Source organism: Pseudomonas sp. BF-B-26 (assembly GCF_019956495.1).
GTDB lineage: Bacteria > Pseudomonadota > Gammaproteobacteria > Pseudomonadales > Pseudomonadaceae > Aquipseudomonas.
The window spans coordinates 33934-58213 of sequence record NZ_JAHBDP010000084.1 but is presented as its reverse complement, the minus strand read 5'-3'; the positions used below and the strand labels follow the sequence as shown (position 1 = coordinate 58213).

General features: G+C 59.6%; 25 protein-coding genes. 10 read left to right on the top strand and 15 right to left on the bottom strand.

What is annotated here, in order from left to right; translation table 11 throughout:
- Positions 1-72 precede the first annotated feature (72 nt).
- From KGB03_RS18870 to KGB03_RS18855, 4 genes are read right to left on the bottom strand one after another with little or no spacing between them, the layout of a single operon-like run.
- The gene (locus KGB03_RS18870; protein ID WP_192410873.1) at positions 73-1371 is read right to left on the bottom strand and encodes an NAD(P)/FAD-dependent oxidoreductase; all 1299 of its coding nucleotides are present in this window, start codon (positions 1369-1371) and stop codon (positions 73-75) included.
- Positions 1372-1431: 60 nt separating this feature from the next.
- The gene (locus KGB03_RS18865) at positions 1432-1605 is read right to left on the bottom strand and encodes a DUF3094 domain-containing protein (RefSeq protein WP_008154890.1); all 174 of its coding nucleotides are present in this window, start codon (positions 1603-1605) and stop codon (positions 1432-1434) included.
- A 54-nt stretch (positions 1606-1659) separates the two neighbouring features.
- A complete protein-coding gene (locus KGB03_RS18860; RefSeq protein ID WP_223528200.1) occupies positions 1660-2187 on the bottom strand; it encodes an MOSC domain-containing protein in 528 nt (175 codons plus the stop codon).
- Positions 2184-2810, bottom strand: coding sequence for a DUF1780 domain-containing protein (locus tag KGB03_RS18855; protein WP_008154887.1), 627 nt, complete (start codon positions 2808-2810; stop codon positions 2184-2186). The genes KGB03_RS18860 and KGB03_RS18855 overlap by 4 nt, the downstream gene beginning before the upstream one ends.
- Positions 2811-2939: 129 nt before the next feature.
- On the opposite strand from KGB03_RS18855, the gene KGB03_RS18850 reads away from it, so the two are divergent.
- The 5 genes from KGB03_RS18850 (at position 2940) to KGB03_RS18830 (ending at position 8220) form a co-directional block, all read left to right on the top strand.
- Positions 2940-3407 (top strand): FAD/FMN-containing dehydrogenase, encoded by a 468-nt coding sequence (locus tag KGB03_RS18850; RefSeq protein ID WP_218537497.1) that lies wholly within the window; start codon positions 2940-2942, stop codon positions 3405-3407.
- A gap of 301 nt (positions 3408-3708) precedes the next feature.
- Entirely contained in the window at positions 3709-5073 is a 1365-nt protein-coding gene (locus KGB03_RS18845; protein WP_223528197.1) for an aromatic acid/H+ symport family MFS transporter, read from the top strand.
- Entirely contained in the window at positions 5070-6290 is a 1221-nt protein-coding gene (locus tag KGB03_RS18840; protein ID WP_223528194.1) for a benzoate/H(+) symporter BenE family transporter, read from the top strand. The genes KGB03_RS18845 and KGB03_RS18840 overlap by 4 nt, the downstream gene beginning before the upstream one ends.
- Positions 6291-6307: 17 nt before the next feature.
- A complete protein-coding gene (locus KGB03_RS18835; protein WP_223528191.1) occupies positions 6308-7576 on the top strand; it encodes an OprD family porin in 1269 nt (422 codons plus the stop codon).
- Complete coding sequence (locus KGB03_RS18830) at positions 7573-8220, top strand: methyl-accepting chemotaxis protein (protein WP_317851238.1); 648 nt, start codon at positions 7573-7575, stop codon at positions 8218-8220. Before KGB03_RS18835 ends, KGB03_RS18830 begins: the two co-directional genes overlap by 4 nt.
- A gap of 13 nt (positions 8221-8233) precedes the next feature.
- Here KGB03_RS18830 and KGB03_RS18825 read toward each other — a convergent pair whose 3' ends face one another.
- Positions 8234-8476 (bottom strand): DUF2790 domain-containing protein, encoded by a 243-nt coding sequence (locus KGB03_RS18825; RefSeq protein ID WP_223528188.1) that lies wholly within the window; start codon positions 8474-8476, stop codon positions 8234-8236.
- A 121-nt stretch (positions 8477-8597) separates the two neighbouring features.
- On the opposite strand from KGB03_RS18825, the gene KGB03_RS18820 reads away from it, so the two are divergent.
- From KGB03_RS18820 to KGB03_RS18810, 3 genes are all read left to right on the top strand, one after another.
- Positions 8598-9530, top strand: a complete 933-nt coding sequence (locus KGB03_RS18820; RefSeq protein WP_223528184.1) for a LysR family transcriptional regulator — start codon at positions 8598-8600, stop codon at positions 9528-9530.
- A gap of 76 nt (positions 9531-9606) precedes the next feature.
- The gene (locus KGB03_RS18815; RefSeq protein WP_008153325.1) at positions 9607-10296 is read left to right on the top strand and encodes an energy-coupling factor ABC transporter permease; all 690 of its coding nucleotides are present in this window, start codon (positions 9607-9609) and stop codon (positions 10294-10296) included.
- 63 nt (positions 10297-10359) lie between these two features.
- A complete protein-coding gene (locus KGB03_RS18810) occupies positions 10360-10575 on the top strand; it encodes a hypothetical protein (protein ID WP_111451074.1) in 216 nt (71 codons plus the stop codon).
- Between the two features lie 3 nt (positions 10576-10578).
- Here the strand turns inward: KGB03_RS18810 and yacG are convergent, their stop codons facing one another.
- From yacG to pilB, 5 genes are read right to left on the bottom strand one after another with little or no spacing between them, the layout of a single operon-like run.
- On the bottom strand, positions 10579-10779 hold the full coding sequence (yacG, locus tag KGB03_RS18805) for a DNA gyrase inhibitor YacG (protein WP_008153323.1): 201 nt from the start codon (positions 10777-10779) through the stop codon (positions 10579-10581).
- Positions 10776-11399: a dephospho-CoA kinase gene (gene coaE / locus KGB03_RS18800; protein WP_223528181.1), complete on the bottom strand. Its 624-nt coding sequence runs from the start codon at positions 11397-11399 to the stop codon at positions 10776-10778. Before coaE ends, yacG begins: the two co-directional genes overlap by 4 nt.
- Positions 11396-12268: a prepilin peptidase gene (locus KGB03_RS18795; protein WP_223528179.1), complete on the bottom strand. Its 873-nt coding sequence runs from the start codon at positions 12266-12268 to the stop codon at positions 11396-11398. Before KGB03_RS18795 ends, coaE begins: the two co-directional genes overlap by 4 nt.
- Position 12269: 1 nt before the next feature.
- Positions 12270-13487, bottom strand: a complete 1218-nt coding sequence (locus KGB03_RS18790) for a type II secretion system F family protein (protein ID WP_218537493.1) — start codon at positions 13485-13487, stop codon at positions 12270-12272.
- Between the two features lie 2 nt (positions 13488-13489).
- Entirely contained in the window at positions 13490-15190 is a 1701-nt protein-coding gene (gene pilB / locus KGB03_RS18785; protein ID WP_218537492.1) for a type IV-A pilus assembly ATPase PilB, read from the bottom strand.
- 225 nt (positions 15191-15415) lie between these two features.
- On the opposite strand from pilB, the gene KGB03_RS18780 reads away from it, so the two are divergent.
- Together KGB03_RS18780 and KGB03_RS18775 are read left to right on the top strand one after the other, a co-directional pair.
- Positions 15416-15847, top strand: a complete 432-nt coding sequence (locus KGB03_RS18780; protein WP_218537491.1) for a pilin — start codon at positions 15416-15418, stop codon at positions 15845-15847.
- Between the two features lie 309 nt (positions 15848-16156).
- Positions 16157-16513 (top strand): BON domain-containing protein, encoded by a 357-nt coding sequence (locus KGB03_RS18775; RefSeq protein WP_111451068.1) that lies wholly within the window; start codon positions 16157-16159, stop codon positions 16511-16513.
- A gap of 287 nt (positions 16514-16800) precedes the next feature.
- On the opposite strand, the gene KGB03_RS18770 is transcribed toward KGB03_RS18775, so the two are convergent.
- The 5 genes from KGB03_RS18770 to acs all read right to left on the bottom strand — a co-directional run bounded on the left by KGB03_RS18770 (position 16801) and on the right by acs (position 24210).
- On the bottom strand, positions 16801-17097 hold the full coding sequence (locus KGB03_RS18770) for a DUF2845 domain-containing protein (protein ID WP_111451067.1): 297 nt from the start codon (positions 17095-17097) through the stop codon (positions 16801-16803).
- Positions 17097-20081: a DUF748 domain-containing protein gene (locus KGB03_RS18765; RefSeq protein WP_223528177.1), complete on the bottom strand. Its 2985-nt coding sequence runs from the start codon at positions 20079-20081 to the stop codon at positions 17097-17099. The genes KGB03_RS18770 and KGB03_RS18765 overlap by 1 nt, the downstream gene beginning before the upstream one ends.
- A 60-nt stretch (positions 20082-20141) precedes the next feature.
- Positions 20142-21158: a class I SAM-dependent rRNA methyltransferase gene (locus KGB03_RS18760; RefSeq protein ID WP_223528175.1), complete on the bottom strand. Its 1017-nt coding sequence runs from the start codon at positions 21156-21158 to the stop codon at positions 20142-20144.
- A gap of 176 nt (positions 21159-21334) precedes the next feature.
- The gene (locus tag KGB03_RS18755) at positions 21335-22207 is read right to left on the bottom strand and encodes an oxygenase MpaB family protein (protein ID WP_223528172.1); all 873 of its coding nucleotides are present in this window, start codon (positions 22205-22207) and stop codon (positions 21335-21337) included.
- A gap of 65 nt (positions 22208-22272) precedes the next feature.
- Positions 22273-24210: an acetate--CoA ligase gene (gene acs / locus KGB03_RS18750; RefSeq protein WP_223528168.1), complete on the bottom strand. Its 1938-nt coding sequence runs from the start codon at positions 24208-24210 to the stop codon at positions 22273-22275.
- Positions 24211-24280: the final 70 nt, after the last annotated feature.

Below are 24280 nucleotides of genomic sequence, written 5' to 3'. Positions count from 1 at the left end.
ACATTCAACATCTCTGTTGACTGTTACACCGCCTTCGCGAGCAAGCCCGCTCCCACAGTGGATTGTGTTCTATCAGTGAAGTTTGAGTCGCGGCTCAGTCCCGCGCCCGATCTTGCTGCCCAGCATCAACATCGCCGTACGAAACGCGCCATACAACGCCATCTGGTGCATGCGATACAGCGACACGTAAAACATCCGCGCCAGCCAGCCTTCCAGCATCACGCTGCCGGTGAGGTTGCCCATCAAGTTACCCACAGCCGAAAAGCGCGACAGCGAGATCAACGAGCCGTAGTCGGTGTATTTGTACTCAGGCAGCGGCTTGCCTTCGATCCGCAGCTTCAGCGATTTGGCCAGCAACGAAGCTTGCTGATGCGCAGCCTGGGCGCGTGGCGGCACGTTGCGATCGCTGCCCGGCTGCGGGCAGGCCGCGCAGTCACCGAAGGCGAAGATATTCTCGTCGCGGGTGGTTTGCAGGGTCGGCAGCACTTGCAGCTGATTGATCCGGTTGGTCTCCAGGCCATCGATGTCCTTGAGGAAGCCTGGTGCACGAATCCCGGCCGCCCAGACTTTCAGGCTGGCGTTGATGACTTTGCCATCGGCGGTAATCAGGCTGTCGACCGTCACTTCACTGACGGCGGCATTGGTCATGACGTTGACCCCGAGTTTCTCCAGGGTTTTATGCACCGGCCCGCCGATACGTTCGGGCAGCGCTGGCAACACCCGTGGCCCGGCTTCGATCAAGGTGATGTGCATGTTTTCCGGTTTGATCCGGTCCAGGCCGTAAGCCGCCAGTTCATGGGCGGCGTTGTGCAGTTCGGCGGCCAGTTCGACACCGGTAGCACCGGCGCCGACGATGGCCACGCTGATCTGCTCGACCTTGTCGGTCTGCCCGGCATGGGCGCGCAGGTAGTGGTTGAGCAATTGCTGGTGGAAGCGCTCGGCCTGTTTGCGGGTGTCGAGGAACAGGCAGTGTTGCGCCGCGCCCTGAGTCCCGAAATCGTTGGTGGTGCTGCCGACCGCGATCACCAGCGAGTCGTAACCCACTTCGCGTGCCGGGACCAATTCAATGCCGGCTTCGTCGTAGGTGGCCGCCAGCTGGATTTTCTTCTGCGCGCGATCAAGCCCGCTCATGCGCCCCAGCTGGAACTCGAAGTGGTTCCATTTTGCCTGGGCAACATAGTTGAGTTCGTCTTCGGAAGAGTTCAGGGAACCTGCCGCCACTTCGTGCAACAGCGGTTTCCAGATGTGGGTCAGGTTCGCGTCGACCAGCATCACACTGGCCGTGCCGCGCTTGCCCAGAGTCTTACCCAGACGGGTAGCCAACTCCAGACCGCCGGCGCCGCCGCCAACGATGACAATACGATGAGTCATGGGGATATCTCGCAAGGCTAAAAGAAATCGGTTCAATTACCCGAGCGAGCGCGATGCAGCTCATAGCGTCAGGTAACTGATAAGTCGGCTCAACAGGCCCAGACCAATGGTCACTGCCAACACCACCACCAGGAGCATCCACGGCCGGAAAGGCCGGCGCTCGACTTGGTGCTGGGACAGTTGCAGGTACTCTTCGACATGCTTTTGGTCGTCGGGGTTCAGGCGGCTGGTCATATTGGGCCTCGTCAGGGGTAGACGTTGCTGAATGTGTAGAAGCTACAGGCGGATTTAACGAACGTTGAACGGAGCATAGCCGCTGGCAGGAATGGGCTCGACGCTCACCGTATCGTCCAGGCGAATGATTCCACTTTGTAACACCCGGGCGGTGATTCCGCCATGTCCTCGAACGGCCTGAAAGGTCCCGGGGCCGAGGTTGTTCTCGAGACGGGCGCAGGGTTGGCACCAGCCGGTGGTTTCGAAAATCGCCTGGCCAATCCTGAAGCGTCGGCCCTTGAGACTGAAGAGATTGATGCCGCTGACGACGATGTTGCGCCGCAAGTCCTGCGCTAGCACCGGTTGATCCGCCGTGCGGCCCATCAGTGAGTTGATCACCGCCAGATGCTCCCATTGCATCAGCGTCACTTGCCGCGCATTGCGTACGCCGGGACGCGCGTGATCACCGGTCAAACCGGCTTCAAGTCGCGCCTCCACGGCATCGAGTTCGATCATTTGAGAACGTGATTGCGGCCGCACGCCGATCCAGCGAACGCGACCCGTTTGCGGCACTTCGGCAATCAGCGCCTGCAATGGACTCACAGGCTGATCCCGACGTCGAAAACAATGCTGCGACCCAGGTTGCTGCGCAGGAAATCCGGGGCGTCCGGGTGAGCGAACAGCACACGGGCGAAGGTCGGGCCGACCAGCGACAACGAGCGCCAGCCCTGACGCAGGTATTCGGTTGGCGGCGGGAAATGGCTGTTGAGGTCCAGCACTTCGCGCTTGAGGCTGGCGAAGGCGATGATGTCCAGTTCGCCCAGGTCCATGCCGCGTTCTTTGTAGTTGTGCGCTTTTTTGCGCAAGGTCGGCGCCAGTCTCAGCAGAAACTCATTGGCCGGAATGCGCCGGGGCTTGGCCTCGCGCCGTACCAGCGAACTCAGGGAAAATGCGCTGCGCCGACGTTGCAGTTCATCGCGCCATTCGTCGTTGAGGCGTCGGCCTTCATCGAGCACGAAAAACACTTCGAAACTGGCGTCACGAAACAGCACGTCCGGCGGCTCCCCGGCCGGGGCGAATTCGTCGGCGCGATAGGGAATGTTCAGGCCTTGCAGCAGGCGCTGGCAGACCCAACGCTCACGCTCCCATTTGCGGGCATTGGACAGGAACGCGTTGGCTTGCTCGGCCGCAATGGTCAGCAGGCGTAAATAATCTGAGTCATCCATAGGCCCAAGCTTAGCGTTCATTTGCGACAAGCAGAAAGCGTGAAACGGTAAACAGTGGGACTGGGCGCTCGAAATGGGCGGTGTAGACTGATGGCCATTACTCAAATGAGCTTGAACGAGGAGTAGAACGTGAAATATTGGCCCGTGTTATTGCTCAGTCTTCTGCCTCTTTGGGCGCAGGCACTGGAGGTGGGTGAGCGGCTGGCGCCGTGGACCTTGCTCGATCAATTCGATCAGGCCTTCACGCTTGATAATCAGACTCAGACGTTGCTGGTGGCGCGCAGCATGGACGCCGCCAAACTGGTCGGCGCTGCTCTGCAGGACCAGCCCAAGGGCTACCTGGAGGCTCGGCACGCGGTATTTGTCGCGGACATCCAGCGCATGCCTCGACTGATCGCGAAAATGTTCGCTGTACCGGCCATGCGCGATTATCCCTATCGAGTGATGCTCGACCGCGATGGTCGCGTGGCGCCACGCTATCCCGGGCCTGTGGATAAAGTGCTGTGGCTGCAGCTCAAGGACGGTCGATTGGTGGCTCAGCATGAATACGCCACGGCTGCGCAATTGCGTGAGGCGCTGGAGAAAGCCCTGCCCTGATCCGCACAAAGCGCCTGTGACCGCAGGCGCTGACATCTCAATCGTCCATCAGCCCGCGCTTAGCGTTCAAATGTGATCGCAATGAAGGCAGTTCATCGCAGAGGTTCCGATCTGCCGGATTTGCTGCCCGCCATCCCCGCAATACTCCCCATCCCGCGCCCGGTTCAGGGCCTTGCACAAAACGGATAGCGATCTGCGCAAAGCGGATATTGCCCCGCGCCTGGCGCCTCTACCCTCGGCTGTACGGACGTTAGCCGTGTTGCCGACGCTCTTAAAAAAATAACAACAAGAGATAAATGCCATGCGCAAGATCGACGTACATGCGGTTATCGACAACGCACGATTCAATCGCTTTCACTGGATGGTGCTGTTCTGGTGTGCCCTGATCATCATTTTCGACGGTTACGATTTGGTGATCTACGGCGTGGTGCTGCCGATGCTGATGAAAGAGTGGGGGCTCAGTCCTCTGCAAGCGGGCGCACTGGGCAGTTATGCATTGTTCGGCATGATGTTCGGCGCGCTGTTTTTCGGCCCGCTGTCGGACAGGATCGGTCGCAAAAAAGCCATCACGATCTGCGTGATGCTGTTCAGCGGTTTCACCGTGCTCAATGGTTTTGCCCGCAACCCCACCGAGTTTGGGCTTTGCCGGTTCATTGCCGGGCTTGGCATTGGCGGGGTGATGCCCAATGTCGTGGCGCTGATGAACGAGTACGCGCCGAAGAAAATCCGCAGCACGCTGGTGGCGATCATGTTCAGCGGCTATTCGGTAGGCGGCATGCTCTCGGCGGGGCTCGGTATCGTGCTGATCCCGAGTTTTGGCTGGCAATCGGTGTTTTATGTGGCGGTGCTGCCGTTGCTGTTGTTGCCGTTGATCATGTACTTCCTGCCCGAGTCGGTGGGTTTCATGCTGCGTCAGGGGCGCAATGAAGAGGCGCGCAAAATCCTGCAGCGGATTGACCCGGCGTACGTCGCGCAAACCAGCGATCAGCTGCACATGAGCGAAGTGAAGGGCACCGGCACGCCGGTGTTGCAACTGTTTCGCGAAGGTCGTGCGCTGCGCACGCTGATGTTGTGGCTGGCGTTTTTCTGCTGCTTGCTGATGGTCTACGCCTTGAGTTCCTGGCTGCCAAAACTGATGGCTAACGCCGGTTACAGCCTGGGCTCAAGTCTGTCGTTCCTGCTGGTGCTCAACTTCGGCGCCATTTTCGGCGCGGTGGGCGGCGGTGTGCTGGGAGACAAACTCAACCTGCCACGGGTGTTGGCGGTGTTCTTCGCCGTGGCTGCGGTGTCGATCACCTTGCTGGGCTTCAACAGCCCGATGCCGCTGTTGTATTTGCTGATCGCCATTGCCGGCGCCACCACCATTGGCTCGCAGATTCTGTTGTACGCCTGCGCCGCGCAGTTCTACTCCATGACCATTCGCTCCACCGGTTTGGGCTGGGCCTCGGGCATCGGGCGCAACGGTGCCATCGTCGGACCGCTGCTGGGCGGTGCCTTGCTCGGGATCAGCCTGCCACTGCAACTGAACTTCATGGCATTCGCCTTGCCCGGTGCGGTGGCCGCGATTGCCATGACCGTGTTCGCCGTGAGCAGTCGGCGCAGTGCCAAACAAATGTTGCCGGGCATCCACGGATCGCCTGACGGGGCTGTTGGCGAGGTTTCATGAAAACCTTATTCCAGGACTTTTCCCTGTCTGCGGCCGTCGCCGGTTTTATCGCCACGGTGATTTCCTACGCAGGCCCGTTGGTGATCATCTTTCAGGCCGCCGAGACCGCACACCTCTCGCGGGAGGTGTTGTCGTCCTGGATCTGGGCGATTTCCATCGGCAGCGCCGTGCTCGGCATCGGTCTGAGCCTGCGTTACCGCGTGCCGGTGATCATCGCGTGGTCGGCGCCGGGGTCGGCGTTGCTGGTGGCGCTGTTGCCGGGGATCTCCATGCCGGAGGCGGTAGGCGCGTATCTGGTCAGCAGCCTGATTATCTTTCTGGTCGGGGTCTCGGGAGCGTTTGACCGGATCATCGGCAAACTGCCCGCGGCGATTGCGGCAGCGATGCTGGCGGGGATTCTGTTCAGCTTCGGCACGGGGTTGTTCGTCTCGTTGCAGGGCAAACCGTTGCTGGTGCTGGCGATGTTCGCCACGTACCTGGTCTGCAAACGGCTGATGCCGCGGTATGCGGTGTTGATGGTGCTGCTGGTGGGCTGCTCGATGGCTTTTCTCTTCGGTGATTTGCGCAGCGAGGCATTGGTGATCGGTTTGGCCACGCCGGTGTGGATCACACCCGCGTTCAGCCTGAGCGCGACCCTGAATATCGCCTTGCCGCTGGTGATGGTGGCGCTGACCGGCCAGTTTGTTCCCGGCATGGCGGTGCTGCGCGCCAGCGGTTACGCCACACCGGCCGGGCCAATCATCGCCAGCAGTGCGCTGGGCACGGCGCTGTTGGCGCCGTTCGGTTGCCATGGGCTGAATCTGGCAGCCATCACCGCGGCGATTTGTACCGGGCGCGAAGCCCATGAAGATCCCGGCAAACGCTATGTGGCCGGGGTTGTGGGCGGGCTGTGTTACCTGGTGCTGGGGATCTTCGGCGCCACCCTGGTTTCGCTGTTTTCGGCGTTCCCCAAAGAACTGATCGCCGCCCTGGCCGGGCTGGCGCTGTTCGCCGCAATTGCCGGGGCGTTGGCCGGCGCAATGGCTGTGCCGAGCGATCGCGAAGCCGCGCTGGTGACTTTTCTGACCACCGCGTCGGGCATGTCGTTGTTGGGTTTGTCCGCTGCTTTTTGGGGGCTGATTTTCGGCATGGTCACCCACGTGTTGTTGAACGCCCGTCGTCCCGTTCACCGCCGCAAATCCGCTGCGGCTGAAGCACTTCAACCTGTCGATCAATAAAAATAAGAGAAAAAACAATGAAACAGATTCTTCCAACAACCGGTTCAGTGTTGTCCATGGCGGTCGTCTCGAGTTTCTCCGCCGGTGCGATGGCGGCCGAGAGTGGCTTCATCGAAGACACCACGGCGACCTTGCAAGCACGCAACTATTACTTCAGCCGGGACTTTTCCGACATCGTCGGGGCCAACCAGCAATCGAAGGCTGAAGAGTGGGCGCAGGGCTTCATCCTCAACGTCAAATCCGGTTACACCCCGGGCCCCGTCGGTTTTGGTGTGGATGTTATTGGCCTGCTCGGCCTCAAGCTCGACAGCAGCCCGGATCGGGTCAATACCGGTTTGCTGCCGGTGCAGGGTGACGGGCGCGCGGCGAATGAATACAGCCGTCTGGAAGGCGCGTTGAAGGTGCGTTTCTCCAAAACCGAACTGAAGGTGGGTGAACTGCAACCCAACGTGCCAGTGCTGGCCTTCAGCGATATCCGTTTGCTGCCGCCCAGCTATCAGGGTGCAAGCATCAGCTCCAACGAGATCAATGGCCTGACCTTACAAGGTGGTCACTTGAGTTCGACCAGCCTGCGCAACGAGGCCGGCGACGAAAAGATGCAAGCCATGCTCGGTCATGTACCGCAGCGTCAGGTCAGTAGTGATGGTTTCAACTTTGCCGGCGCCGATTATTCCTTCAACGATAAACGCAGCTCGGTCAGCGCCTGGTTCGGGCAACTGGAAGATATCTACAACCAGCGCTTTCTCGGCCTCAAGCACAGCGAGCCACTCGGTAACTGGACCCTGGGCGCCAACGTTGGGTATTACGATTCGCGCGAAGACGGCAAAAAACTGCTGGGCAATATCGACAACCAGGCGTTCTTCTCCTTGCTGTCGGCCAAGCGTGGCGGCCACACGTTCTATGTCGGCTATCAGGGCATGTTCGGCGACAGCGCGTTCCCGCGAGTGTTTGCCAACATCAGCCCTCTGGGTAACGAGGTGCCGACCTATGAGTTTGCCTACACCGATGAGCGCTCCTGGCAGGCGCGTTACGACTACGATTTCGCCGCCCTCGGTGTGCCGGGGCTGACCAGCACTGTGCGCTACATCACCGGCAACAACGTCGACACCGGCAAAGGGTTCGAGGGCAAGGACCGCGAGCGTGATCTGGACATCGGCTATGTGCTGCAGAGCGGCAGCCTCAAAGGCCTCGGGATCCGTGTGCGCAACGCGATGGCTCGCTCCAACTACCGCAGCGATATCGACGAAAACCGCCTGATCCTCAGTTACACCTGGACACTGCTATGACCACTGAAAAAGAACAACCCACTTACAAAATCGGCTTGCAGGTCAAGCTGGAGCAACTGACCGAGTCCGTGCTGCAAACCGAGGAAGACATGCGCTTTGCCAATCAACTGGCGCGCACGGCAGGTGAACGGGTCAAGGCGAGTGCGCTGAGCATGCAGTCTTCGGCCAGTGTGCTGGAAGATCTGAACCTCTACATGCAGCGTCTGGATCAAGTGTTCGACGAGCTCGGCAGTCAGTCGATGCGCATCGGCGCGATTGTCGGCAGCATCCAGGACATCTCCCGTCAGACCAACCTGTTGGCGTTGAACGCAGCCATTGAGGCGGCGAGGGCGGGCAGCCATGGCCGAGGGTTTGCGGTGGTGGCCGATGAGGTGCGCAATCTCTCGCGTCAGGCCGCGGACTCCAGTGCGCAGATCCGCCAAATCGCTACGGGGCTGGAACAGTCCGCTGAACAGGCACGGCAAGGTCTTCAGCAGTTGTCCGGCTCCACACGTCTGGGCCTGGAAAAAGCCGGAGTGGCCCTGCACTCGATGGGCGAACTGCAAAGCGGTGCGGTTGTCAGGGTCGAGGTGGTCGAACGCATCATGGCGCGTCTGGCCGGCCTGCATGATCTGGCCTTGCAGGCGAAACGAATGATCGTGTGAGTCGTGCCAGTGATTACAGGTTGCTCGTGCAATCACCCATGACCTCGTACGTCACGCGATGGGTCTGGCCTTGATGATCGACGTACACCATGGCCGCAGGCACAACCCCGCAGGCGGTCGCGGTGTTCGACACTGAAACCACTTCGGCGATGTCCAGCCGCTGTGCCGGGTTGTACGAGGTGGCGGCGGGGTCGTTGCCGGCGGCCAAGGCTGAGGTGGCGACAACGGTCAGAAACAGGCTGATCAGGGTTTTCATTTTTCCGTGCTCCGTGTTGATTTCGATACCTGAATTCTAGTCTTTGCCCGCGACCGATAAAGGGGCCAGCGCCTGATGCAGCCTTACATGAAACGTAACAGTCACTGCCCGGGGAGGGCTTATGGATCTGCTCAATAACTTGCGGGTGTTCGTCCGCGTGGTGGAATGCGCAAGCTTTACCGCCGCCGCCGACGCGTTGGAACTGTCGACCGCGCAAGTGTCCCGATTGGTGGCGGATCTGGAGCAGCATGTGCAAGCACGCTTGCTGCAACGCACCACGCGGCGGTTGAGCCTGACCGAGGCCGGTGAGCGCTTTTTGGTACGCAGTCGGCAAATACTCGAAGAAATGGAGGTGGCAACGGCAGAGGCTCGCGGCGCCCATCTCAAACCGAGTGGACGGCTGCGGGTTCACAGCATGAGTGGCCTGGGCGTGCTGATCACACCATTGATCGCCCGCTACAGCGAGCTTTACCCCGACGTGGTGTTCGAGTTGACCCTGTCGCAGCGCAATCCCGATCCAATGGAGGAAGGGCACGACGTGGTGATTTCGATTGCCCACGAACTGGCCGATTCGCAAATGGTCGCCCAGGCCATCGGGCAGATTTACAGCGTGCCCTGCGCCTCCCCGCACTACCTGCAACGGCGTGGCGTGCCGCACACACCGCTGGCGCTGAACGATCATCAGTGCCTGCGCATGCTCGACCCTTTGTACAGCGATGAATGGGTGTTCCGGGACGAAGTCGGAGAGCATGCCGTCAGCCCGGCCAGGACCTTTCAATGCAATGTTGCCGAGTCGATGGTCAAGGCGTCGGAGGCCGGCATGGGGATCAGCCTGATTCCGTTCTACACCGCGACGCGTCCGTTGAGCGATGGCACGTTGTTGCGCTTGCTGCCGGCCTGGCGCCCCCGTGAACGCAACGTGTATGCGCTGTACCCGTCGCGGCGTTTTCTCGATGCCAAGGTTCGGACCTGGGTGGACTTTCTCAAAGCCGAATTGCCCAAGCTATTCGCTGAACACGAGGCGGTGATGAACGATCCACGGCATTGGGCCTGAAGTCGAAGGGTGTACAAGGGCCGGTGTAGACTGAGGGCCTGTTCTCTTTCGGCAAGACAAGGGAGTGTGCCCAGCCATGATCGGCGCCGAGTTACTGTCACCTGAAACCCTCACGGCGGGGTGGTTGATCTATGTGCCGGTGCTGATCTGGGCCGTTGCGCGAGCACCGTGGGTCGAACTGTTCAGCGACAGTCGTCGGCAGCATCTGTTGTTCGGCACGGTGTTCGCGCTGTTCATGCTCTGGCTGGTGCGACAAGACTTCGACACCGGCGTGTCCTACCACTTTATCGGCATGACCGCCGTGACCCTGTTGCTCGACTGGCCGCTGGCGATTGTCGGCGGGTTGGTGGCGCAAGCGGGACTGGTGCTGCTCGGGCGGCAAGATCTGGCGGCAATGGGGGTCAACGGCGCGCTGCTGATTCTACTGCCGGTGCTGGTCACCGAATGCTGCGCCATCCTGGTGGAGCGAGCGCAACCGCGTAATCCCTTTGTGTATATCTTCGTGTCCGGTTTCTTTGCTGCGGCGCTGTCGGCGTTGCTGTGCCTGCTGCTGGCGCTGTGGCTGCTGTGGTTCGACGAGCGTTTCGCCATGCCGTATTGGCTGGAAGATTTTGTCGGTTATCTGTGGCTGCTGATTTTTCCGGAAGCGTTCATCAACGGCATGGTGGTCAGTGCGCTAGTGGTGTTTTGCCCCGAGTGGCTGGAAACGTTCAATCGCACGCGCTACCTTTCGGCCCCCTGGAAAGACGACGATCCCAAATCTTGATCCACATCAAAGGCAAAAATCGCTCACGAATCCATGCTCTGGAAAACCTTCAGGAGCATCGAAATGAGTGTCTACGAATGGGCAAGGCAGGAGTTGCGTCACAGTCTGGATGGGGCGCAGGAAGTGGGTTTTGATCCGGGGTTGAGCCTGCGTGCCTTGCTCAGTGCAGTGGTGCAACAGAGCAAGGCAGTGCGCAGTGTCGAAGACCTGGCCGATGAGTTGCGTTTTCTTGCGGAAAACCTCGATGACAGCCAGGACTATGGTTTTATGCGGCCTTGAAGATCAGTGACGCGGCTCGAAGTCTTCGCTGAACAGGTCGTCTTCGGCATCCGGGCTGACCGGAATCTTGTGTTCTTCCGAGGCCCATGCCCCGAGGTCGATCAATTTGCAGCGATCCGAGCAGAACGGCCGGTTGACGTTGCTGGCGACCCATTCGACAGGGGCGCCACAGGTTGGGCAATTGACGGTTGGGGTCTGGCTCATGACTGGCCTCCACGCAAAGTAAGGTAAAAGTGATGCAGGCGTTCGACCTCGCTGTGCAGCCAGGCGAGGTCGCGGTCGTTGACCACTACATCGTCGGCGTGGCTCACGCGGTCCTGTCGGCTGGATTGGGCCTTGAGGATCGCCTGGACCTGTTGCTCGCTGGTCTGGTCACGCTGCAAGGTGCGCTCGATCTGTAGTTGTTCCGGGGCATCGATCACCAGGACTCGCTGGGTCATGGCGTATTGCCCGGACTCGATCAGCAGCGGCGAAACCAGAATCGCGTAAGGCGATTGTGCCTTGGCCAGATGCTCGGCGATTTCCTTGGCGATCAGCGGATGCAGCAACGCTTCGAGCCAGCGGCGTTCCTCTGGCACTTCGAAGATCAGTTTGCGCAACGCCGCGCGATCCAGCTGCCCGTTGGCTTGCAATACGTCGGGGCCGAAGTGTTCGGCGATCCTGGCCAGCGCCGGGCGCCCCGGCTCTACCACCCAACGCGCCGCGTGATCGGCGTCCACTACGTGCACGCCCAAGTCGATGAAGTGCTGGGCAGCCGCGCTTTTGCCGCTGCCGATGCCGCCGGTCAGGCCGAGAATCCAGGGTTTTTCCACAGGGGTATTCATTTCAAACCGACAAACTGCCAATAGAAGCCGGTTATTTGACCACCCCAGAGCAAGGCAATCCAGCCGGCAATTGCCAGATAGGGTCCGAAGGGGATCGGCGTGGAGGTTTTCGCGTTGCGCAAACGCAGCAAAATCACGCCGACAACGGCGCCCACCATCGACGATAACAGGATGGTCAGCGGCAAGATCTGCCAGCCACCCCAGGCGCCGAACATCGCTAGCAACTTGAAATCACCGTAGCCCATGCCTTCCTTGCCGGTGATCAGCTTGAACAGCCAGAACACCGACCACAACGCCATATAGCCGGCCACAGCGCCCCACAATGCATCATGCAATGGCACGAACAAGGTGAAACTGTTGAGGATCAGCCCCAGCCATATCAGCGGCAGCACCAGCACATCCGGCAGCAGTTGGTGCTCGGCGTCGATCAGGCTTATCGTCAGCAACCCCCAGCTCAGAAGCAGCACCATGCAGGCCTGCCAGCCGAAACCGAAATGCCAAACGATGAACGCCGAGAGCAAACCGCAGGCCAGTTCGGTCAGCGGGTAGCGTTTGCTGATGGCTGCGGTGCAGTTCGAGCATCGACCTCGTAAGAACAGATAACTGAGCAGCGGAATATTTTCCCAGGCGCGGATTCGATGGCCGCAATGTGGGCACTGGGAATGGGGCAGCATCAGGTTGAAGGTCGGCAGCGGTGTTTCGCCTGGCAAGCCCAGCACTTCACGAGCCTCCTCACGCCATTCGCGGTCAAGCATTTTTGGCAGGCGCCAGACCACCACATTGAGAAAGCTGCCAATCAGCAGGCCGACCAACATGGCTGCAATCACGAAGGTCAACGGGTGGAGGGTCGGAATGTCGTTCAAGGGCATGTCAGATCGCTGTGCCGAGTTGGAAGATGGGCAGGTACATAGCAACCACCAGGCCCCCGACGATAACACCCAGCACCACCATGATGAACGGCTCCATCAGGCTGGTGAGGTTATCGACCATGTTGTCCACTTCGTCCTCGTAGAAGCTCGCGACCTTGTCGAGCATATCGTCCAGCGCGCCGGACTCTTCGCCAATCGCAGTCATCTGGATCGCCATATTCGGAAAGATACCGGAGGCGCGCATGGAAAAATTCAGCTGCATACCGGTCGCCACGTCCTGCTTGATGCGCAGCACCGCGCGTTTGAACACGATGTTGCCGGTGGCGCCTGCCACCGAATCCAGCGCTTCCACCAGTGGCACACCCGCCGCAAAGGTAGTCGACAGCGTGCGGGCGTACCGGGCCACGGCGGACTTGTACATCAGCGTGCCAATCAGCGGCAGTTTCAGCAGCCAGGTGTCCATTCGGTCCCGAAAGCCTTGCGACGTTTTAAACGCGTGGCGCACGCCGAAGATGGCCGCGATCAGCACGCCGAGCATCGCCCACCACCAGTCCTGCATGAATTCCGACAGGCCGATGACCATCACCGTGAAAGCTGGCAATTCGGCGCCAAATCCTTTGAATACCGATTCGAACTGCGGCACCACTTTGACCAGCAGAATCCCGGTCACAATGATCGCGACGAACACCACCGCCAGCGGGTAGGTCATGGCTTTCTTGATCTTGGCCTTGAGGCTTTCGCTTTTTTCCTTATAGGTCGCCACTCTCTCCAGCAGGGTATCGAGGGCACCGGCCTGCTCGCCAGCATCCACCAGGTTGCAGTAGAGCTCATCGAAATACTGAGGCTTTTTGCGCAGGGAGGCGGCGAAGCTGTTACCCGCTGCGACTTCCTGTTTCACCTCGTCAATCAGTGTGCGCATGGCCGGGTTATCAAAGCCTTCACCGATGATGTCGAAGGACTGCAACAGCGGTACGCCGGCCTTCATCATGGTCGCCATCTGCCGGGTGAACAGGGCGATGTCCTGGGCCTTGATGCGCTTGCCCAGGTTGAAAATCGAGGCGGACTTCTTGCGTACCTTGCCGGGGTTGATGCCCTGCTTGCGCAATTGGGCCTTGATCAATGCCGGATTCTGACCGCTCAACTCGCCCGTCATTTTGGTGCCTTTGCGGTCTGTGCCTTCCCAGGCGTAGACGCTGATTTTTGCTGCTTTGACCGCCATATTCAGTCCTTGGTGACCCGGTTGATTTCTTCAAGGCTGGTGATGCCTTGCATGGCCTTGATCAGGCCTGACGTGCGCAGGTCGTTGAAGCCGTCTTTACGCATCTGGATGTCGATTTCCAGTGAGTTGCCTTCGGCCATGATCAGCCGTTGCAGGTCCTGTGTGTTCTTCACCACTTCATAAATCCCGACTCGCCCTTTGTAGCCGTTGTTGCAGTGATCGCAACCGACTGGCTCATAGATCGTGAATGAGCCGATGCGTTCCTCGGGGAAGCCTTCCTTGAGCAGCGCCTCCCGGGGAATCTCGATGGGTTTCTTGCAATGGCTGCACAATTTTCGCGCCAGGCGCTGGGCGATGATCAGGCTGACCGAGGTGGCAATGTTGAACCCCTGGATGCCCATGTTGTGCAGGCGCGTCAGGGTTTCGGCGGCGCTGTTGGTGTGCAGGGTCGACAGCACCAGATGACCGGTCTGGGCGGCTTTGATGGCGATTTCAGCGGTTTCGAGGTCGCGGATTTCGCCAACCATGATCACGTCCGGGTCCTGTCGCAGAAAGGAGCGCAGCGCCTGGGCGAAGTCCATTCCCTGCTTGGGATTGACGTTGACCTGGTTGATGCCTTCCATGTTGATCTCCACCGGGTCTTCGGCGGTGGAGATGTTGATGTCCACGGTGTTGAGAATGTTCAGCCCGGTGTAGAGCGACACCGTCTTGCCCGAGCCGGTGGGCCCGGTCACCAGAATCATCCCCTGCGGCTGCTTGAGGGCGGCCATGTACAGTTCTTTCTGGTCGGGCTCATAGCCGAGGGCGTCGATGCCCATTTGGGCGCTGGACGGGTCGAGGATCCGGATCACCACTTTCTCGCCCCATAGGGTCGGTAGGGTGTTGACCCGAAAGTCGATGGATTTGCTCTTGGACAGGCGCATCTTGATCCGCCCGTCCTGGGGCCGGCGCCGTTCGGAGATGTCGAGGCTGGCCATGACTTTCAGCCGCGCGGCGATGCGATTGGCCAGTTGAATCGGTGGCTTGGCGACTTCACGCAAAATACCGTCGGTGCGCATCCGCACACGGTAGGTTTTTTCGTAGGGTTCGAAATGCAGGTCGGAAGAGCCGCTTTTGATCGCGTCCAGCAACATCTTGTGCACGAAGCGCACCACCGGCGCGTCATCGGCGTCTTGTCCGCCAATGGAGTCCTGCTTGTTGTCATCGATCGACTCGATGTCCACGCCATCGAGGTCGACATCAGCCATGTCGTCCAGGCCGGTGCCTTGGGTATCGAAGAATTTTTCGATGGCGTCGCTGAGCTTGTCGTCCTCCACCAGGATGGCTTCGGTATTCAGCCCGGTGCTGAACTGGATGTCATTGATGGCTTGATGATTGGTCGGGTCCGAAACACCCACGAACAACTTGTTGCCGCGCCGCCAGAGGGGCAGGGCGTGGTGCTGGCGAATCAGCTTCTCGCTGACCAGCCCCTTGGGTTGGGTTTCCTTGTCCAGACAGTTGAGGTCGAGCAAGGCCATGCCGAAGTGTTCCGAAGCGATTTCGGCGACCTGGCGACTCTTCACCAGTTTGTTCTGCACTAGATAACTGACCAGGGAGATTTTGTTGCGTTGGGCTTGCTGATACGCCTGTTGCGCGCTTTTGTCAGTGAGCAGCTCGGCCAGGACCAATTGCTTGGCCAGACCGCTAAGGGCGATGTCATTCATTGGGATACCGGACGCAGACAGTTCATGAGTTATAGCCTAGTCAAGCGGAGGAACCAAACCAGCGGCGTTGAGGTGACAAAAAGTGTCAGATAGTGCGGATTCTGGGGGTAGGAAAAGGTTTTTTGTCGATCGCACGCCCCACCAACACGGGGCGAAGGGCTTGGCATGGGCTGTGCTGCGGCTAGTTCAGATCATGAGATTTCGACTCATGCATGGAGCTTGTCTATGAAGACTCAAAAAGGTTTTACGCTTATCGAGCTGCTGATTGTGGTGGCGATCATCGGGATTCTGGCGACGTTTGCGCTGCCTCAGTACTCCAAGTATCAGGCCCGGGCCAAAGTGACGGCCGGCCTGGCTGAGATCAGCGCGTTGAAAGTGCCTTTCGAAGACATCATCAACCAAGGCACCGACCCTACATTGCTATTGGTGGCAGGTAACGCGGCGGCGACAACCTCCAATTGCACATTGGCGGCTTCAGGCACAGCTTCGACAGGTGCCGGGACGATCACTTGTACGCTGGTTAATGCCCCAGGACCGGTGTTGGGCAAGACCATCACACTGACTCGCTCATCAGGGAACACGGCGGGTGCCTGGACGTGTGCCAGCAATGTCAACGCTGACTTCGCACCAAAAGGCTGTCCCGGCAGTGGCGCGTAATCCGGTGGCTTGAGCTGATGCCTCGTCTGTTTGACGGGGCATTTTTTGTTCGCCGTTCGGGAAAAATCGAGTCATTGAGAAAACTTCCGATAATTCATGGCCTTAGGCCTGCGGTAAAACCCGCAACTTGCATGTCGATAATTTGGAAGTCGTGCATTTTGCATGATTCCGAAAATCAGGTGTTTTTGTAAGCTATTGATTTATATGGATTTATTGGCTTTATCAAAGTTGGCACAACGTTCGCACTATCTCCAGTAACCCTGCTGACAAGACACGCAGCAGACTTTATGAAAAACAGGAGTTACTCGTATGAAGAAGTTCGCTATCGCTGCCGCTACTGCTACCGCGCTGACCCTGACCATGGCCAACGCTGCATTTGCACAGACCACTCAAACCACCCAGGCTCCGATGACTCTGGCGGCGGGTGAAGTCACCAAAGCCAAAGAAGCTACTTCCGATACCTGGATCACCACTAAAGTCAAAGCCGACCTGGTGACCGAGAAAGGCATTCCTGGTACCGACATCAAAGTCGAAACCAACAAAGGCGTAGTGTCCCTGTCGTCCACCGTTGCGGTGACTGACGCTCAGAAAGCCACCGCCGTGGCGATCGCCAAGAAAATCAAAGGCGTCAAAGCGGTTTCCGCTGACGGCCTGAAAGCCGAGTAAGGCAAAGCTTCTCGCCTGGACTGGGAGAAGGTGCGACAGACGGGCCGAGCAATACGTCTGCCGCCTCAGGAGAGTTCATGCGAAGGCCATAAGGATGTGGCCATTACAGGCCCCGGACATTCGTGTCAGGGGCCTGTTCTATTTGTGAGCGATGCAAAACCAAATGTGGGAGCGGGCTTGCTCGCGAAGGGGGCTTAACATTCAACATAAATGTTGGCTGTCAGGCCGTTTTCGCGAGCAAGCCCGCTCCCACATTGACGGTGTTCGAATTGTAATGTGTGCTGGATTCAGTTACCGCGCTTGCTGGTGATCTGCTTCAACCGATTACCTTCAAAACGCAGGTACTGATACATCCCGCCGTTGGGCCCGTAGGTCCATTCCTCGACTTGAAATTCTTCTCGTCGGTTAGCGCTGCGCTTGTAGCCCAACAGATCACGGCTGACCGGTTCTCCGCATTTCTGCAGCACTTCGCTGGACCTGTCCCCGACACTGACCAATTGACTGCCGCAGCGCAGGGTGTCGGCTGCCGAGGCGTGACTGGCGATCATCGCCAGAGCCAGGCTCATCAGCCATTTCGCGCCCATCATTCGGTGTCCAGATGCAGCGGCGTAACCACTCGACCGTCACTTTCCGCTTCGCCGAGGTTAGCGTCGATGAAGTACACGCGATCATCGGCCAACTGACCCTTGTCGACCAGATAGTCCTTGATGCTGCTGGCGCGTTCCTGACCCAGCTGGCGTAAGAGCACGTCGCTGGAACTCCAGAACTTGATTATGCCTTCGCGCATTTTTGCCGTGCGTTCTTCCTTGCCCAAATCCTTCCACTCGGCGGGCGGTTGGGTCTTCAGTCGCGTGCGGTAGATCCCTTCCAGCAACGGGCCTTTCTCGTTATCCGGTACATCCAGCAATGAAGCCTGAGCCGGCACCTTGTCGCCGCGGCGCTGGAGCATTTTGTAGTAGTTGTACTGGTATTCCCGCTCCAGACGTTGCTCGGCGATCAGCGGGCCATCGCTGCTGGCGGCCGCCGTGCCTTCGATTTCCAGGCGCAGGGCCGGACGTTCCTTGAGGGCCTGGGACAGTTTGACCAGCGAACCTTCGGCCTCCTTGCTCAGATCGCTCGAACCCGGCGCAAACGACACGGTACCCAAATCTTCCGAACCGCCACCACTGACCAGCCCGCCAATCATTTTGAAGGGCGCCGCGGCGGCCTTCACGATCAGGTTGCGCAGGGTCTGCCAGATGATAGGCATGACACTGAATTGCGGGTTGTTCAGGTCGCCGCTCACCGGCAGCTCGATGGAAATCTTGCCGTCGACATCCTTGAGCAAGGCAATCGCCAGCTTCAGCGGCAGGCTCACAGCGTCTGGGCTGTCGACCTTTTCACCCAGTTGCAGCTGCTCGACCACCACTTTGTTTTCGGCCAGGAGTTGGCCGTTGGTGATCTTGTAATGCAGGTCGAGATTGAGCCGGCCCTTGCGGATGCGGTAACCGGCGAACTTGCCGGAGTAGGGCGTGAGCGTGGTCAGTTCAACACGTTTGAAACTGGTGGCGATGTCGAGGCTGGCCATCGGGTCGAACGGGTTGACCGAGCCCTTGATGGTGACCGGCGCATAACGGTCGACCTTGCCTTTGATATCGACGCTGGCCGGTTTCGCCTGACGGCTGTCGATGGTGCCGATTTGCCCGTTGAGCTGTTGAATGGCCGTGGCGAAATTCGGGGTCAGGCTGAAGTCGGCGAAGTTGGCCGAACCGTCATTGATGGCAATGCCGCCAATGTGGATGCCCAGCCGCTTTTCCTGGCTGGCCGGTTTGGCAGCGCCCGTTTTGGCGCCGGAGTCCGGCGGTTGCGGAATCAGCAGGTCGTCGATGTTGGTGGTGCGGTCATCGTTGATCATGAAGCGCGCATAAGGCTGGAACAGGTTGACCTTGTCGACCGACAGGCTGTCGCCGTGCTGATAGTTCAGGCCTTCGAGCACCAACTGCTGCCACTTGAGGAAGTCGCGGGTTTTGAGGGTGTCGAGGGTATGCAGTTGATCGACTTGAGCACGGCCGGTGACGCTGAATGCCAGCGGCTCGGTGCTTTTCAGATCGACCGCCAGATCACTGCCGAGCATGCCGCTGCGCAGTTCCAGGCGAATGAACGGGGTGATATAGGACTGGGCGACGCGCAGGTCGATGTCCTTGGTTTGTACGTTTAACCTGGCGCTGACCGGGGCGAGATTGACGATACCGTCTGCCGTGATCTTGCCTTGCTTGCCCACGCCCGTGTCGAGCTTGAGGTTAAAAGGCGCGCCATTGAGGCTGTCGAAATTCTGCAGGTCCAGGTTCAGCGGGCCTACATCCAGCGCCACGGCCGGTTGCGCCTTGCGGTCAGCCAGATGCACCTGGTAATTGCGCAGTTGCACGTCTTTGAGCAGCACCTGCCATGGCTTGCTCGGTGGCGCCGGGTCGGGTTTCGGTGAGTCGGCGGCGGCTGGCGTGGCGGCCGGTTCGGCCTTGGCTTTGACGGCTGCTTTGGACGGTTGGCTGGCGAACAGTTTCTGCCAATCGAGTTGCCCGTCGGCCTCGAGGGCGGCCCAGGTTTCCAGTTTCTGGCTGCGGATCTTGCCGACAACCACTTGTTGCTTGGCCAGGTCGACGGTGGTTTCGCTGATGTCCAGCCGCTCGAGTTTCGCCAGCGGTCGACCGTCTGGTGCTTTGATCGCGAACGGCGCGACGCTGACGGCGACGTTGCTCAACAGCAGTTCGGTTTCCTTGGACAGGTTGAGTTTGTAGTCGGTGCTCAGGCTGAGGACGCCGTCTTCAAGCACCAGTGGCACCGCGTCACGCACATAGGGCCAAAAGGATTTCATCTTGCCGTTGGTGATCTTCAGCTTACCTTCGGAGGTGATCGGGATCAGGCTGAAATTGCCGGTCCAGTCGATCTGTCCACCTGCCGGACCGATGGCCACCAAGGTCATGTCGGCACTGTCTTCAGGCAGGGTACTGAGGTTTTTCAGTTCGAAGTCGAGTTTGTCGTAGAGGAATTCGATGGGTTCACTGGGGCGTTGATCCTGGAAATGCACGGCACCGCCGGCCAGTTTTATCCGCTCGATGCGCAACGGGAACGGTTTGGCGTTCGGGTCGGCCGGGGTCGGTTCACTGGCGGGGATTTTGAACAGGCCAAGCAGATTGAGCTTCCCGTCCTTGCCGAAGAGGATTTCGGTCTTGGGTTTGTCTATTTCGATATCGGACAGGTGCAGCGCCTTGGTCCAGAGGCTGTCGATCTGCAGGTTGGCGTACAGGCGCTCGAAGCCGACCTGCTCCTTGCCCGGTTCGCCGATAATCAGGCCCCACAGGGTGACTTCAAGGCTGAAGGGGTTGAGTTCGATACGCTGGATCGTTGCGGGCGTCGTCGCGTAACTGGCCAATTGTTGATTGGCCACCCGCAACGCGATACCCGGCAAAATCAGAAACCCCAGCAGGCTGTAGAGGGCTAGAGCGGTCAACAGAGCGCCAATAGCGCGAATCAATCCTTTGGGCATGTGCGGCTTCATCTGTCTGAATCGGAGTGCGTTGGAGTATGGCATGCGTTTCCGGTTCCGAAGTGATCCTGCTTTATAGGATTTATCTGATTTTTCGGACGAATCTCAGAGCTGAAGAATCAGGGTTTTCAGCGGTGGCTGTTCATCCATTGACGGAAAATCGCCGCCCGGTTTCATCACTGTCCACTCGCGCACCGGTCGGCCGGCTTTCTCTGCACAACGCAAAACTTGCTCGCGCCAGTCGTCCATGCTGACTTTTGCCAGGTTATTGCAACAGATCAGAACGCCATTGTCGGCGGTGGTCAGCAGTGCCGGCTTGAGCAGGCTCTGATAGTCGCGCAGCAGGTCGACGGTGCCGAAAGCGCTCTTGGCCCAGGCTGGCGGATCCAGCAGCACCAGGTCGTACTGACGCTGTTCCAGACGTTGATAGCTCGGCAGTTTTTGCCCGCGGCGCTGGCTGATCGGCAGGCCGGCCAACTGGCGGATGGCCGGGAAGTAGTCGGACTGGATGAAGTCCATGGTCGGCAACTGCGGATTGAGCAGGCCGTTCTCACGGCCGACGGCCAGGTTGCCCTCAGCGAAATCGAGGTTGCAGACTTCGCTCGCGCCGCCGGCTGCCGCACTCAGGCCGACGCCACAGGTGTAGGCGAACAGGTTCAGCACGCTTTTGTTTTTGCTGTGCTGCTTGACCCAGCCGCGCGTGTTGCGCAGGTCGAGGAACAGCAGCGGGTCCTGGCCGGCGTGGCGACCGCGAATCCGGTAATTCAAGCCCCATTCGTGACCGATCAAGTCTTGCAGGGCGGCCTCGTCGGCGCGGTAGACAGTGTCTTCACGGTCGATGCGCGAGTTGCCCCGGGAGCGATCGTTGTAGACCAGCAGCGTTTCGAGGCCCAGGTGCTGATTGATGGTGTCGTGCAGTTGCAGCAGCGCATCCTGTTCCAGCGACTGGTGAAAGCTTTGCACCAGCAATTGCGGGCCGTAGCGGTCGATTGTCAGGCCGCCGGCGCCTTCCTGGCTGCCGTGGAACAGGCGATAGCAATCGGTGCCTTGCTGATGCAGCTCGGCCAGCAGGTCTTGACGACGATTGAGGGCGGCGCGCAGCGCCTGATTCAAGGAAGACATGCTGGGCGCCTTGCAGGAGGGAATTTGGGCGCGGGAGTTTAACAGCTTGGCGCGGGACCGAGGTGCTGCCATCGCGAGCAGGCTCGCTCCCACAGGAAATCTCTATTGTTTGAAAATTTATGCTCGACACAAATCCACTGTGGGAGCGAGCCTGCTCGCGATGCTTTTAGGGGCAATCAGGTCAACAATCCCATCCGTCGTTTGGCCCGGTGCACTGAGCCGTTACGCACCGCCCAGCGCAGCATTGGCACGCTGCGATTGACGCTGGCGCGGATCAGCTTGCGTTGCAGCGGGCTCTGGCTGACGCCCAGCATGTCACTGGCCCAGTCCGGCAGCAGGTCGATCCCGGCCTTCATCATCAAACCGCCGAAAGGTCTGGCCAAACGGCTGGGGGACGGGGCGTTCAACAACAGCCGTAACACCTCTCGACTGCGCTCATCGCACAGTAGCTGTGGGCGAATGCGTTGAAGGTAATCGGCAATTTCCTGCCGCGAACGCGGCACGTCACGGGCGCCGAGCCGTTCGGCAACCAACGCGATTTCCGCGTAGTAACGGTCCTGATCCGCCAGGGACAGGTTCGGATTGCGGTAACGCAAATGGGCCGCGAGGAAGTTGCTGACTTCGGCCACGTGCACCCAGGTCAACAGATCGGGATCGCTGGCGGCGTAGGGCCGGCCGTCCGGTGCCGTGCCGGTCACTTGCAGGTGGATGGTGCGGACTTTCTCGATCAGCCAGTCGGCGTCCTTTCGCGAACCGAACGTGGTGCCGGAAATGAACTGCCCGGTGCGGCGCAGTCGGCCGATCATGTCCTCGCGGAAATTCGAATGGTCCCAGACCCCGGCCAGGGCCAGTGGATGCAGGGCTTGCAGCATCAGGGCGCTGATGCCGCCGATCAGCATGCTGCTGAAGTCGCCATGCACTTGCCAGCACACCGAATCGGGGCCGAACAGGCCGGGATCACCCTTGGGGTTTTCCAGGTCGAGCTTGCCCAGAGACAGACCGGTCAGGCTCATGATCTGGGTTTCGATGCGGGTTCGAATGAATTCCATGGCGACTCAGTGGCGGAAAAGGAGGCGCGGCCATTAACGGCCGCGCAGGCTTTTGAAACGAGCGATTACTGGTTCAGGCGTTTATCGACCAACTCCTGGACCACGCTCGGGTCAGCCAGGGTCGAGGTGTCGCCCAGGCTGTCCAGTTCGTTGCAGGCGATCTTGCGCAGAATGCGCCGCATGATCTTGCCCGAACGGGTTTTCGGCAAGGCCGGTGCCCACTGGATCAGGTCCGGTTTGGCGAAGCTGCCGATTTCCTCGCTGACGTGAGCCAGCAATTCTTTCTTCAGTTCGTCACTGGGCTCGGTGCCGTTCATGGGGGTGACGAAGGCATAGATGCCCTGACCCTTGACGTCGTGCGGGTAACCGACCACCGCTGCTTCGGCGATGCTGTCGTGCAGCACCAGCGCGCTTTCCACTTCCGCGGTACCGATGCGGTGCCCGGAAACGTTGATCACATCGTCGATGCGCCCGGTGATCCAGTAATCGCCATCCTCATCGCGCCGGGCACCGTCGCCGGTGAAATAGTAACCGGGGTAGGGCTTGAAGTAGGTGTCGACCATTCGTTGCGGGTCGCCGTAGACGCTGCGGATCTGCGCCGGCCAGCTGGATTTGATCGCCAGCACGCCGCTGCCGGCGCCTTTGATTTCCTTGCCCACTTCGTCGAGCAACACCGGTTGCACGCCGAACATCGGTTGCGTGGCGCAACCGGGTTTGATCCGTTGAGCGCTGACCAGCGGGCTGAGCATGATGCCGCCGGTTTCGGTCTGCCACCAGGTATCGACGATCGGACAACGCTGTTCGCCGACGGCATTGAAGTACCACTCCCACGCTTCCGGGTTGATGGGCTCACCGACAGTGCCGAGTAATCTGAGGCTCGCGCGGGAAGTTTCCTTCAACGGTTCGGGGCCTTCACGCATCAGGGAGCGCAGGGCGGTCGGGGCGGTATAGAAAATGTTGACATGGTGCTTGTCGATCACCTGCCAGAAGCGCGAGCTGCTCGGGTAGCTCGGTACGCCTTCGAAGATCAGCGTGGTCGCGCCGTTGGCCAGCGGACCGTAGACGATGTAGCTGTGGCCGGTGACCCAGCCGACATCGGCGGTGCACCAGAAGACTTCGTCGTCGCGGTAGTCGAGCACGTACTTGAAGGTCATTGCCGCTTGCAGCAGGTAGCCGCCGGTGGTGTGCAGCACGCCTTTGGGTTTGCCGGTGCTGCCGGAGGTGTAGAGGATAAACAGCGGGTCTTCGGCGCCCATCGGTTCCGGCGGACAATCGTCGCTGACGTCACGCAGCGCCTGGTGATACCAGATGTCCCGGCCCTCGACCCAGTCCACTTCGCCCTGGGTACGCTCGACCACGATCACGGTGCTGACGTTCGGGCAACTTTGCAGCGCCTTGTCGACCTTCTGCTTGAGCGGCACGACTTTACCGCCGCGCACGCCTTCATCGGCGGTGATCACGGTGCGGCAGTCGGCATCGAGAATCCGGTCACGCACAGAGTCCGGAGAGAAACCCGCAAACACCACCGAATGCACCGCACCAATGCGCGTGCAGGCGAGCATGGCGTAGGCGGTTTCGGGGATCATCGGCATGTAGATGCACACGCGGTCGCCTTTCTTCACGCCACGGCTTTTGAGCACGTTGGCCAGGCGGCAGACGTTGTGATGAAGTTTTTTGTAGCTGATCTGCGCGGATTCGGCAGGGTCGTCGCCTTCCCAGATGATCGCGGTTTGATCGCCGCGCTTTGCCAGATGGCGGTCGATGCAGTTGTAACTGACATTCAACTTGCCGCCGGCAAACCAGCTCGCCTCACCGGTTTTCAGGTTATAGCGCTGGACGGTATCCCACGGGGTACTCCAGTCGAGAAAGCGTGTGGCCTGTTCGGCCCAGAAGGTGCTGGGGTGCTCGATGGATTGGCGGTACAGGCGCTTGTAGTCGTCTTGACTTAATTGTGCGGCCCGGCGGACGGCATCGGCTTGGGGGAACGTGCTGATATCGAACATGACGGTTCCTTATTCTTGTTGCTGCAAGTAATAAAGATGCGCCGAGTGGGGGAAGGGTTCAAGTCGGCTG

Bases quoted from the DNA above. Each gene is read 5' to 3' on its own strand.
- KGB03_RS18870 (WP_192410873.1), bottom strand. From the start codon at position 1,371: ATGACTCATCGTATTGTCATCGTTGGCGGCGGCGCCGGCGGTCTGGAG.
- KGB03_RS18865 (WP_008154890.1), bottom strand. From the start codon at position 1,605: ATGACCAGCCGCCTGAACCCCGACGACCAAAAGCATGTCGAAGAGTAC.
- KGB03_RS18855 (WP_008154887.1), bottom strand. From the start codon at position 2,810: ATGGATGACTCAGATTATTTACGCCTGCTGACCATTGCGGCCGAGCAA.
- KGB03_RS18845 (WP_223528197.1), top strand. From the start codon at position 3,709: ATGCGCAAGATCGACGTACATGCGGTTATCGACAACGCACGATTCAAT.
- KGB03_RS18840 (WP_223528194.1), top strand. From the start codon at position 5,070: ATGAAAACCTTATTCCAGGACTTTTCCCTGTCTGCGGCCGTCGCCGGT.
- KGB03_RS18835 (WP_223528191.1), top strand. From the start codon at position 6,308: ATGAAACAGATTCTTCCAACAACCGGTTCAGTGTTGTCCATGGCGGTC.
- KGB03_RS18830 (WP_317851238.1), top strand. From the start codon at position 7,573: ATGACCACTGAAAAAGAACAACCCACTTACAAAATCGGCTTGCAGGTC.
- KGB03_RS18825 (WP_223528188.1), bottom strand. From the start codon at position 8,476: ATGAAAACCCTGATCAGCCTGTTTCTGACCGTTGTCGCCACCTCAGCC.
- KGB03_RS18820 (WP_223528184.1), top strand. From the start codon at position 8,598: ATGGATCTGCTCAATAACTTGCGGGTGTTCGTCCGCGTGGTGGAATGC.
- KGB03_RS18815 (WP_008153325.1), top strand. From the start codon at position 9,607: ATGATCGGCGCCGAGTTACTGTCACCTGAAACCCTCACGGCGGGGTGG.
- KGB03_RS18810 (WP_111451074.1), top strand. From the start codon at position 10,360: ATGAGTGTCTACGAATGGGCAAGGCAGGAGTTGCGTCACAGTCTGGAT.
- yacG (WP_008153323.1), bottom strand. From the start codon at position 10,779: ATGAGCCAGACCCCAACCGTCAATTGCCCAACCTGTGGCGCCCCTGTC.
- coaE (WP_223528181.1), bottom strand. From the start codon at position 11,399: ATGAATACCCCTGTGGAAAAACCCTGGATTCTCGGCCTGACCGGCGGC.
- KGB03_RS18795 (WP_223528179.1), bottom strand. From the start codon at position 12,268: ATGCCCTTGAACGACATTCCGACCCTCCACCCGTTGACCTTCGTGATT.
- KGB03_RS18790 (WP_218537493.1), bottom strand. From the start codon at position 13,487: ATGGCGGTCAAAGCAGCAAAAATCAGCGTCTACGCCTGGGAAGGCACA.
- pilB (WP_218537492.1), bottom strand. From the start codon at position 15,190: ATGAATGACATCGCCCTTAGCGGTCTGGCCAAGCAATTGGTCCTGGCC.
- KGB03_RS18780 (WP_218537491.1), top strand. From the start codon at position 15,416: ATGAAGACTCAAAAAGGTTTTACGCTTATCGAGCTGCTGATTGTGGTG.
- KGB03_RS18775 (WP_111451068.1), top strand. From the start codon at position 16,157: ATGAAGAAGTTCGCTATCGCTGCCGCTACTGCTACCGCGCTGACCCTG.
- KGB03_RS18770 (WP_111451067.1), bottom strand. From the start codon at position 17,097: ATGGGCGCGAAATGGCTGATGAGCCTGGCTCTGGCGATGATCGCCAGT.
- KGB03_RS18765 (WP_223528177.1), bottom strand. From the start codon at position 20,081: ATGCCATACTCCAACGCACTCCGATTCAGACAGATGAAGCCGCACATG.
- KGB03_RS18760 (WP_223528175.1), bottom strand. From the start codon at position 21,158: ATGTCTTCCTTGAATCAGGCGCTGCGCGCCGCCCTCAATCGTCGTCAA.
- KGB03_RS18755 (WP_223528172.1), bottom strand. From the start codon at position 22,207: ATGGAATTCATTCGAACCCGCATCGAAACCCAGATCATGAGCCTGACC.
- acs (WP_223528168.1), bottom strand. From the start codon at position 24,210: ATGTTCGATATCAGCACGTTCCCCCAAGCCGATGCCGTCCGCCGGGCC.